Raw genomic sequence first — 9,873 nt, 5'->3', positions numbered from 1 at the left:
GCGCCGATGGTACTTGGACCGAAGGGTCCTGGGAGAGTAGGACGTCGCCAAGCACGAGGATGCCATTGTTGAGCAATCAACAGTGGCTTTTTTGTTATTTTTGCGAACCTATATTGCCTAATCTTTGTTTTTTAACTGCTTGACTGTATTTTCTACATTAAAAGAAGAGAAAATAAAAGCAATCTATGATGCTAATGTACTTAGTACATCAGAAAGGGGAGGAATAGCCGGGAGAAGTCGGTTTTCTAATATTCTGCTGTACGATATACATTAGAATGCGGCTTGGAGCGATCAAAGCATGATTCTGCTGTACTAAACACATTGAATAAGCCGCAGCAACGGTAAGCAAAATTAGTTGTGCGTAAATTCAGGTTATAGATCATAAATCCGTGTGTATGTCCATTCCACGCGGACTCTCGTCCAAGAATTCGCTTACTACATGCTCAATTTCCCAATACCTCCACTGAAGATGTAATATTCTTGACAGTCCAAAAACCCTTTGCTAAGATGGCAATAATATATTTTTGGACCAGCATCTCAAACCTATTTTGAAGATATCTGTTGATACAACTTTCAGGTCGGAATTTATGTCTTTCTTGAATGGACTTGATCTAGAAGAAGCATTCTTCATTTATAAAGTTTGTGGGCGATTCGACGAATAGAGATTAATGAGGAGGAATGACCCAGGTGTGGGAAGATAAGTTTGGTAAAGAAGGACTGACTTTTGACGATGTGCTGTTGGTGCCGCGTAAATCCGAGGTACTGCCCAAGGAGGTAGATCTGTCTACTGTATTGAGCAAGAATGTTAAGCTGAATATTCCGCTCATGAGTGCAGGGATGGACACGGTAACAGAAGCGGCCATGGCAATTGCTATTGCCCGCGAAGGCGGCATCGGTATTATTCACAAGAATATGTCCGTGGAGCAGCAGGCGGAAGAAGTGGACCGTGTGAAGCGCTCCGAGAGCGGAGTTATTACGAATCCTTTCTCTCTTACGCCAGACCACTGGGTATCCGACGCTGAACACTTAATGGGGAAATACCGTATTTCCGGTGTCCCTATTGTAGATGAGAACAATAAGTTGGTGGGTATTCTCACCAATCGCGACCTGCGCTTTATCCACGATTTTAACATTCAGATTAAAGAAGTCATGACCCATGAGAATCTTGTGACAGCAGCCGTAGGAACTACACTTCAGGAAGCAGAAGGAATCCTGCAGCGTCATAAGATTGAGAAGTTGCCGCTCGTTGACGAGAACAACATTCTTAAGGGCTTGATTACCATTAAGGATATTGAGAAAGCCATCCAGTTCCCTAATGGAGCGAAGGATGCCCAAGGCCGGCTGCTGGTAGGTGCAGCAATTGGGATTTCCAAGGATACACTGGAACGTACAGAAGCTTTGGTCAAAGCGGGAGTGGATTTAATCACTGTCGATTCCGCGCATGGCCATCATATTAATATTATTGATGCGGTCCGCCAAATCCGTGGTCTCTATCCAGAACTTACTATAGTAGCGGGAAATGTGGCTACAGGCGATGCTACCCGGGAATTGATTGAAGCAGGAGCATCTGTAGTTAAGGTTGGTATTGGTCCAGGTTCCATTTGTACAACACGAGTTATTGCAGGTATTGGTGTACCTCAGGTTACGGCAATTTATGATTGTGCTACTGTAGCCCGCGAATATGGAATTCCAATCATCGCGGATGGTGGAATTAAATACTCTGGAGAGATTACCAAAGCCATTGGTGCCGGAGCTCATGCAGTTATGATGGGAAGCATGTTCGCAGGTACTGAAGAGAGTCCGGGTGAATCCGAAATCTACCAAGGCCGCAAATTCAAAGTATACCGCGGTATGGGCAGTATGAGCGCCATGAAGCAAGGCAGCAAGGACCGCTACTTCCAGGATGATGACAAGAAGCTTGTTCCAGAAGGCATCGAAGGCCGTGTAGCCTTTAAAGGCAGCCTTTCTGATACCGTTCACCAGCTGATTGGCGGTTTACGTTCCGGAATGGGGTATTGTGGAACCAAGACACTGGATGAATTGCGCAATGACACTGCTTTTATCCGTATCACTGGAGCCGGACTTCGCGAGAGCCATCCACATGATGTGCAAATTACGAAGGAAGCGCCAAATTATTCCTTATAATCGCCAAGTCGGCTTATTTTGCGGACAGTCAGGACGAATTTCATCCTGACTGTCTTTTTTTGCTGATACCCCTGTGTTAGAATAGAACAAGCACTGATTTGAGATTCAAAGGAGAGTAATAGAATTGAAGCCAAAGCGTAAATTCAGCAGCAGGCAATTTATGATTAAAACTGCAACAGTAGGTATACTTTTAAATATGCTTTTAACCCCTGGTGTTCCGGCTATGGCCGAAGCCGTAAAGACTCCTGCCAAGACGGAGTCCAGTTCTACAGATACCAAGACAACGCAAACAGCGCCTGCGAAGGCCGTCAAGATCCCCTCAATAGAATCGCTCGGCCTCAATCTGAAATCAGCGGTGTTGCTTGAGCCAACTACGGGCCAGGTGCTGATGTCACTGAATGCGGATGAGCCCTTGCCTCCGGCCAGTATGACCAAAATGATGACCGAATATCTTGTAGCCGATGCTGTCAAGAATGGCAAGTTCTCCTGGGAAGATAAAGTCGTTGTGAAGGAAAATGCCGCCAAGCAGATCGGATCGCGTATTTTTCTGGCTATAGGTGACGAACATACTGTTGAAGAGCTTTACATAGCAATGGCTGTTGGATCAGCCAATGATGCTACTGTGGCACTGGCGGAATACGTATCCGGTTCCGAGCAGGATTTCGTAAAACTGATGAATGAAACCGCCCAGAAGATGGGCATGAAGACAGCTTACTTCATCAATACTACGGGGCTTGACCGGGCTGACATGCCCGAAAAGTATCAGCCTGAATCTGACCGAGAGACCGTAATGTCGGCCATGGATGCTGCCATTCTAGCCAAATATATCGTTACGGACCATCCCGATTTCACCAGATTTACTACAATCCAATCCTATAAGTTCCGTGAGCGTGACAAGGAGCCCATGATTAACATAAACTGGATGCTCGAAGCGAACAAGGACATTGCGAACTTTAAGGCCTACGCCTATCCCGGCTTGGACGGGTTGAAGACAGGGCATACCAGCAAAGCGGGGAACAATTTTACAGGTACCGCCGTACGTGATGAAATGCGTCTCATCAGTGTGGTAATGGGAGCCAATTCTGAAGCACATCGTTTTACGGAGACGAAGAAGGTTCTTGATTTCGGCTTCAACAATTTTGAGATCAAACAGGTGATTGCACCCAAATCCGTAGTTTCCGGTTACGAAACAGTTCCGGTGCAGAAGGGAAAGAGCAAGGAAGTGCCTGTAGTCACTGACGCGGGCGTTACGTTTATTGTACCCAAAGGAACCGTTAATCCTGCAATAAAAACCACGGTACAAATCAATGATCCGGCAACCGTAGTTGCACCTATTGCAGCTTCGACCAAATTAGGCAAAGTAACCTATTCGTACAAGGCGGATGGAATGTCTGAAGTGCAGCAGAAGACAGTGAATTTAATTGCTACTGAGGAAGCCGAAAAGGCCGGCTGGTTCAAGCTGCTTCTCAGAGCTATAGGAGAGTTTTTCAGCGATCTGTTTACAGGAATCAAGAATCTGTTCTAATGGCGGTTTCTGCCTTCGACAGTTGAAATTCCAAGTGAATGGGTTGTATATATAGCCGCCTTGCGGTAAAATTACAAGTTAGATTCAGATAGATAATTCGGGAGGCTTGAACATGGAAACAGGAACATCACGAGTAAAAAGAGGCATGGCAGAAATGCAAAAGGGCGGCGTCATTATGGACGTTATGAATGCAGAGCAGGCAAAGATTGCTGAGGCTGCAGGTGCAGTAGCGGTTATGGCTCTGGAACGTGTTCCTTCCGATATACGCGCTGCCGGCGGGGTAGCACGGATGGCTGATCCTACGATTGTAGAAGAGGTAATCAAGGTTGTAAGTATTCCCGTTATGGCTAAAGCACGTATTGGCCATTATGTAGAAGCTAAGGTTCTGGAATCTCTGGGCGTGGATTACTTGGACGAAAGTGAAGTGCTCACCCCGGCAGACGAGGTTTTCCATATCAATAAACGTGAATTTACTGTTCCTTTTGTGTGTGGTGCCAAGGATCTTGGAGAAGCACTGCGCCGGATTAACGAAGGAGCATCCATGATTCGTACTAAGGGTGAGCCCGGAACCGGCAACATCGTTGAGGCTGTCCGTCACATGCGTTTTATCAATAGCCAAATCCGTAAAGTGACTAACCTATCCAAGGATGAGCTGTACCATGAGGCCAAAAACCTCGGTGTGGCTTATGAGCTGTTGCTTGAAGTACATGAGCTAGGCAAGCTGCCGGTTGTTAACTTTGCTGCAGGCGGTGTAGCCACTCCGGCGGATGCGGCATTAATGATGCATCTGGGTGCGGATGGGGTTTTCGTGGGCTCCGGGATTTTCAAATCGGACAACCCTGAGAAATTTGCCCGTGCCATTGTTGAAGCAACTACACACTACACAGACTACAAGCTGATTGCAGAAGTATCCAAGAATCTGGGTACACCGATGAAGGGAATTGACATTGCATCCCTGAGCCCTGCTGAGCGTATGTCGGAGCGTGGCCGTTAATAGAGAGAAGGTTACCGGATGAGAATAGGAGTGCTGGCGCTTCAAGGCGCCGTAACTGAGCATATTGTCAGCATAGAGAAGACCGGGGCCACAGGCTTGCCGATCAAGCGCGTGGAACAACTGGAAGAAATTGATGGGCTGATTATTCCGGGGGGAGAGAGCACTACCATCGGCAAGCTGATGCGTAAGTACGGCTTTATTGAGGCTGTACGTGATTTCTCCCATCAGGGCAAGCCTATCTTTGGTACATGCGCCGGTATGATTGTACTGGCCAAAAAGATTGCCGGTGGCGAAGCAGGACATTTGGAGCTGATGGATATCACCGTGGCCCGGAATGCGTTTGGGCGTCAGCGGGAAAGCTTTGAGTGTGATCTGGAGGTTAAAGGCATTGATGAGCCGGTCCGTGCCGTATTTATCCGTGCCCCGCTTATTAATGAAGTGGGTCCCGAGGTTGAGGTGCTGACGGTGTATAAGGATGAGATTGTGACTGCGCGTCAGGGTCATCTGCTCGTATCCTCTTTTCACCCGGAGCTTACGGATGATTTCAGGCTGCACCAGTACTTTGCCGATATGGTGGAGGCCAGCGGGACCGCTAACAAATAGAATTGCATATAAGACATCCTGACTCTTTCAAAGCTGTATCCAGCATTTTGAAAGAGTTTGGGCTGTTTTCAGGAGGGAAACTTTGTGCTAGATGTAAAAGTGTTACGCAGTGAGTACAGCCGGGTGGAGCAAGCGTTGGAGAAAAGAGGGAAATCGCTTGATCTCATTGCTGACTTCCCGGAGCTTGATCTGCGCCGCCGTGAGCGGCTGCAGGAAACGGAAGGACTGAAGAACCGCCGCAACATTGTATCCGGTGAAGTGGCCAAGAAGAAGAAGAATGGTGAGGCCGCGGACGATTTAATTACGGAAATGCGTACAGTATCCGATCGGATTAAAGAGCTTGATGATGAGGTACGCGAGCTTGATGCCAAAATTTCTGATCTCACGATGAGCATTCCGAATATTCCCCATGAGTCTGTCCCTGTGGGGAAATCAGAAGAAGAAAATGTAGAGATTCGCCGCTGGTCTGAGCCGAAAGCCTTCAGCTTTACACCCAAATCGCACTGGGAGATCGCCCAGCAGCTGGATATCATCGACTTTGAAGCCGCTGCCAAGGTCACAGGTTCCCGCTTTGCTTTTTATAAGGGACTTGGAGCCCGTCTTGAACGTGCGCTGATTAATTTCATGATGGATCTGCACAGTGGAGAGCATAACTATGAAGAGATGCTGCCCCCATATATCGTCAACAAAGACAGCTTGTATGGAACGGGTCAGCTGCCCAAGTTCGAGGAGGACCTGTTTAAACTTCGCGATACTGAATATTACCTGATTCCTACTGCTGAAGTTCCAGTGACCAACTACTACCGGGAAGAGATCCTGACCGCAGCAGATCTGCCTAAATATCATGTGGCCTACAGCTCTTGCTTCCGTTCTGAGGCAGGCTCGGCAGGCCGTGATACGCGCGGTTTGATTCGTCAGCATCAATTCAACAAAGTGGAGCTGGTGAAGCTCACTACACCGGAGTCCTCCTACGAGGAGTTGGAAAAGATGACAGCAGACGCTGAGCGCGTTCTGCAGCTCCTGGAGCTGCCATACCGTGTGCTGGGGTTATGTACGGGGGATATGGGCTTTACCGCCGCCAAGACGTACGATTTGGAGGTATGGCTGCCGGAGAGCGGCACATATCGTGAAATTTCATCCTGCTCCAATACAGAGGACTTCCAGGCACGCCGGGCGAATATCCGTTATCGTAAAGAGCCCAAAGCCAAGCCCGAGTTCGTCCATACCTTGAATGGATCGGCGCTGGCTGTGGGCCGGACTGTGGCTGCCATTCTGGAGAATTATCAGCAAGAGGACGGCAGTGTGTTGATTCCGGAATGCTTGCAGCCATACATGCGCAATGTTAAATCCATTGCAATGAAAACTTCTCAGTAATAGTATTGCTTATTCCTTACGAACTGTGGTATAATTCTTAGTGCATGTGAAATTTTGATGCATTGGAGAGGTACCGAAGCGGTCATAACGGGGCGGTCTTGAAAACCGTTAGAGTGCAAGCTCACATGGGTTCGAATCCCATCCTCTCCGCCATTCCTAAACATTGAATCGTATATAGATAGAAGCCGTCCCCATAAAGGGCGGCTTTTTTGTTGCGACCATTTGAAGAAGTGGCCGTATATATATCTGTGCCTGCCAGAGGCGGGAATAAAAAGCCCCCTTTCTCCGCAATGTATTAGAGAAGGAGGCTGATGATAACCATGAACCATGAATTGCAGCTGGATCAGCACAGTCTTGTCTCGGCATGGCAGGAACAATTGCCTGCTTTGATGGACAAAGGGGAGAGCTTCACTGTACAGGCAGATGCAGCAGATCAGCACAGCCTGCTAGTCCATTTTAATGCAGCCGGGCGGCAGGGGTACTCGCTGGATTTCCGCTGCACGTATGTGGACAGCAGAGAGGTAGCCGTAGACCTGCTTGATGTCGAACAGGACGGTCGTCATACCGATGAGCGCAGTGATGCTGTACAACAGTTGGCTCAGCGATACACCAGGCAGATCCACGAGTGTGCCCAAGCTCTGCACAAGCTAACTCACTAACCATTGATAGGAGGAAAGAATGATGAGCAAGCCCAAAAGCATGCCTGCTCCCGGCACTCACCCTTCTGGCAGTGAGCGGAGGAAAGAGAAGCATTCATCTGGACAGGAGCCGTTATCCGGCTCTAAAAAGGTGAAGCAGGCCAACCATGTCGACCATCACAATCCGCAAGGATAACACTCATTTGGAAACAATTTGATAAGAATTTGTTTCTCTGATTCGACAAATGGTTTATCATTAAAGAGGGGAAATTTTTTTTACATGGGAGAGGAGAAACAAAATGATTAAAAAATGGGGGATTTCCGCAGCAGCGCTTCTGCTTACAGCAGCAGTTATACTGCCGGGATGTGCAAGCAAGCAAGAACCAAAAGAGGCTTTGAGTGCAGCGGCTTCCGAAGTGTTGACCATGAAGTCTTATGAAAGCAAGAGCAAGATGGTCATCAACAATTTAACTATTGATGCTGGAAGTGCAGGTGAAGAGGCCGATGCTATGACTTCACAGGTGCTCAGCATGCTCAAGAATGCCGAGTTCACAGTGGATAGCGTATATCAGGCAGAACCGATGCAAACCGAAGCTACACTGGTTCTTAATCTGAAAGGCGATATGGCCATGAGCTTCACCATTCCTATGGTAATGACCAAGGAGAAGATGTATGTCAAGGTTCCATCCATACCGTTCTTCCCGATTCCGGAAACTATCGTTGGCAAGTTCCTGGAGCTTGATCTGAAAGAACTGGCTGAGCAGGAAGGTGCAGAATTCAATCCGGCTACAATGGATACCCAAAAAGCGCAGCAGCTCTCCAACGAAGTATTGAACACGCTGTTGGGGGAATACGACCAAGAGAAGTACTTTAACGACATCAAACCAAAGGATGCTAATTTGCCGGAGGGTGTTGAAGCTAAGCAGGTCGTACAATTCCAAGTGACCAATGACAACGTTAAGGAAGCCATCACTATACTTGTAAACAATGCTTTGCCGAAGATCATTGATATTCTTGGCAAAGATGAATACAAAGAAATGCTGCAGATAGAGCCGGCGGATCTGGCTGACGCCAAAAAAGAGATCCAATCCGGAGATGCTAAAGCTGAACTGGATAAAGCATTGGTTGATCTGAACAAATATCTGACGATTAATCAATTCCACTTCAACACAGCGATCGATAAGGATAACTTCCCCGTTTACCAAGATCTGCTGATGGATATTAAAGTGAACAATCCAGAAGAAGGCGTTAATGTAGGATTGTCCTTGTCAGGCAGCAATCAATACAGCAAAATTAATGAAAAGGCTGCATTCAAAATCGGCATTCCTCAAGGTGAAGAAGTTGTTACCCTTAAAGAGCTGGAAGAACAATTTGGCAGCATGAGTACTTATTAATTAGAGAATAACCACAACACCCGCAGGTGCGTGTATCTTACGCATATGCGGGTGTTTGTGTATATCCGCCGGGTTATTGAGATTGTGACTGTGACTGTAAAAAGTCTTCAGCCAGCAGGGCATACGTCTGGTGATCCTGCCATTGTCCATTAATCTTAATCAACTGGCGGGCAATTCCTTCGGCCTGGAAACCGCTCTTCTCCAGTACCCGGCGCGAGGCTTCATTATGCAGCAGAATGGAGGCTTGCACTCTATGCAGCGCAAGTGCGCGGAAAGCATATCCGATTACGAGCCCAACGGCTGCCGATGTATATCCCTTGCCTTGCAACTCATGATCGATAAAGTAGCCTAGATCAGCATATTGCCCTACTCCCCGTACTACATTGGAGAGGGTAATCTGACCGATCAGCCGTCCATCCAGCAGAAAGATCCCGAACATATAGGCCTTGTCTTGTTCGGCATCGTGGATGCGCTGACGGATGAACTGAAGCTGGCTTTCAAGGGTGTAGAAATCTTCTTCACGCCTTGGTTCGAATGCTTGATGGGCAACTTTGTTGTTCAGACGCAGCTGCAGAAGAATCTCCGCATTCTCGGGCAACAGCGGTGAGATGTAAATCCCTTGAGCGGTGTGATATAAAGTCAAAGACATGGCTACTCCTCCTTGGTTCTATTTTCTACTCTGCAGGCTTCTTGCGCAAACGCCGGAAAAATGTGGTGAGCAGCTCTGCACACTCTGGCTGTAAAATGCCCTGTACTACCTCAGTACGGTGGTTAAACCGCGGCTCTGCCAGCAAGTTCATCAGGGTTCCGGCACAGCCTGCTTTGGGATCGGGCGTACCGTATACCGTAAGCGGGACTCTGGATTGCACTATAGCACCTGCACACATAGGGCATGGCTCCAGGGTAACATACAGCCGGCAATCAAGGAGACGCCAGGAGTTCAGAAAACGGCTGGCTTCACGAATAGCCACCATCTCTGCATGAGCCGTCGAGTCCATGGTTGTTTCCCGGAGATTATAGCCCTGTCCTATGATCTCTCCATGTCGTACCACTACAGCCCCGATAGGCACCTCCCCCAGCGCTTCGGCTTTGCGGGCTTCTGCAATTGCGTACTTCATCCAATATTCATGAACCGTCTGCTCATTCTCTAGAGGCTCTTTATCATAACTGTTCAAGCGCATCTTCCCTTCTAAACTGAAG

At 47.9% G+C, this 9,873-nt stretch carries 10 protein-coding genes and 1 tRNA gene; 9 read left to right on the top strand and 2 right to left on the bottom strand.

Translation table 11 applies throughout. The features are described from left to right. Positions 1 to 687: 687 nt before the first annotated feature. The 9 genes from guaB (at position 688) to IEY53_RS31275 (ending at position 8,673) form a co-directional block, all read left to right on the top strand. Positions 688 to 2,145 (top strand): IMP dehydrogenase, encoded by a 1,458-nt coding sequence (gene guaB / locus IEY53_RS31315; protein WP_189031819.1) that lies wholly within the window; start codon positions 688 to 690, stop codon positions 2,143 to 2,145. A 124-nt stretch (positions 2,146 to 2,269) separates the two neighbouring features. Further along, the gene (locus tag IEY53_RS31310; RefSeq protein WP_229696447.1) at positions 2,270 to 3,670 is read left to right on the top strand and encodes a D-alanyl-D-alanine carboxypeptidase family protein; all 1,401 of its coding nucleotides are present in this window, start codon (positions 2,270 to 2,272) and stop codon (positions 3,668 to 3,670) included. A gap of 112 nt (positions 3,671 to 3,782) precedes the next feature. Then, positions 3,783 to 4,664 (top strand): pyridoxal 5'-phosphate synthase lyase subunit PdxS, encoded by an 882-nt coding sequence (pdxS, locus tag IEY53_RS31305; protein WP_189031803.1) that lies wholly within the window; start codon positions 3,783 to 3,785, stop codon positions 4,662 to 4,664. Between the two features lie 18 nt (positions 4,665 to 4,682). After that, the gene (gene pdxT, locus IEY53_RS31300; protein WP_189031802.1) at positions 4,683 to 5,267 is read left to right on the top strand and encodes a pyridoxal 5'-phosphate synthase glutaminase subunit PdxT; all 585 of its coding nucleotides are present in this window, start codon (positions 4,683 to 4,685) and stop codon (positions 5,265 to 5,267) included. Between the two features lie 84 nt (positions 5,268 to 5,351). After that, positions 5,352 to 6,641 carry a serine--tRNA ligase gene (gene serS, locus IEY53_RS31295; RefSeq protein ID WP_189031800.1) on the top strand — a complete coding sequence of 430 codons (1,290 nt, stop codon included), beginning with the start codon at positions 5,352 to 5,354 and terminating at the stop codon, positions 6,639 to 6,641. 64 nt (positions 6,642 to 6,705) lie between these two features. Next, positions 6,706 to 6,794, top strand: a tRNA-Ser gene (locus IEY53_RS31290). A gap of 167 nt (positions 6,795 to 6,961) precedes the next feature. Next, positions 6,962 to 7,300: a hypothetical protein gene (locus IEY53_RS31285; RefSeq protein WP_189031799.1), complete on the top strand. Its 339-nt coding sequence runs from the start codon at positions 6,962 to 6,964 to the stop codon at positions 7,298 to 7,300. 22 nt (positions 7,301 to 7,322) lie between these two features. Beyond that, entirely contained in the window at positions 7,323 to 7,475 is a 153-nt protein-coding gene (locus IEY53_RS31280; RefSeq protein ID WP_189031798.1) for a small acid-soluble spore protein P, read from the top strand. A 103-nt stretch (positions 7,476 to 7,578) separates the two neighbouring features. Then, positions 7,579 to 8,673: a hypothetical protein gene (locus IEY53_RS31275; protein ID WP_189031797.1), complete on the top strand. Its 1,095-nt coding sequence runs from the start codon at positions 7,579 to 7,581 to the stop codon at positions 8,671 to 8,673. Positions 8,674 to 8,746: 73 nt separating this feature from the next. Here IEY53_RS31275 and IEY53_RS31270 read toward each other — a convergent pair whose 3' ends face one another. Both IEY53_RS31270 and tadA read right to left on the bottom strand, forming a co-directional pair. Continuing rightward, positions 8,747 to 9,322: a GNAT family N-acetyltransferase gene (locus tag IEY53_RS31270; protein ID WP_189031796.1), complete on the bottom strand. Its 576-nt coding sequence runs from the start codon at positions 9,320 to 9,322 to the stop codon at positions 8,747 to 8,749. 25 nt (positions 9,323 to 9,347) lie between these two features. Next, positions 9,348 to 9,854 carry a tRNA adenosine(34) deaminase TadA gene (gene tadA / locus IEY53_RS31265; protein WP_189031815.1) on the bottom strand — a complete coding sequence of 169 codons (507 nt, stop codon included), beginning with the start codon at positions 9,852 to 9,854 and terminating at the stop codon, positions 9,348 to 9,350. Positions 9,855 to 9,873 lie beyond the last annotated feature (19 nt).

The organism is Paenibacillus albidus (assembly GCF_014644435.1).
Lineage (GTDB): Bacteria > Bacillota > Bacilli > Paenibacillales > Paenibacillaceae > Paenibacillus_AQ > Paenibacillus_AQ albidus.
This window is presented reverse-complemented; position numbering and strand designations above follow the sequence as displayed.

Coding starts and splice junctions, on each gene's coding strand:
- pdxS (WP_189031803.1), top strand. CDS start 3,783: ATGGAAACAGGAACATCACGAGTAAAAAGAGGCATGGCAGAAATGCAA.
- pdxT (WP_189031802.1), top strand. CDS start 4,683: ATGAGAATAGGAGTGCTGGCGCTTCAAGGCGCCGTAACTGAGCATATT.
- IEY53_RS31285 (WP_189031799.1), top strand. CDS start 6,962: ATGAACCATGAATTGCAGCTGGATCAGCACAGTCTTGTCTCGGCATGG.
- IEY53_RS31280 (WP_189031798.1), top strand. CDS start 7,323: ATGAGCAAGCCCAAAAGCATGCCTGCTCCCGGCACTCACCCTTCTGGC.
- IEY53_RS31275 (WP_189031797.1), top strand. CDS start 7,579: ATGATTAAAAAATGGGGGATTTCCGCAGCAGCGCTTCTGCTTACAGCA.
- IEY53_RS31270 (WP_189031796.1), bottom strand. CDS start 9,322: ATGTCTTTGACTTTATATCACACCGCTCAAGGGATTTACATCTCACCG.
- tadA (WP_189031815.1), bottom strand. CDS start 9,854: ATGCGCTTGAACAGTTATGATAAAGAGCCTCTAGAGAATGAGCAGACG.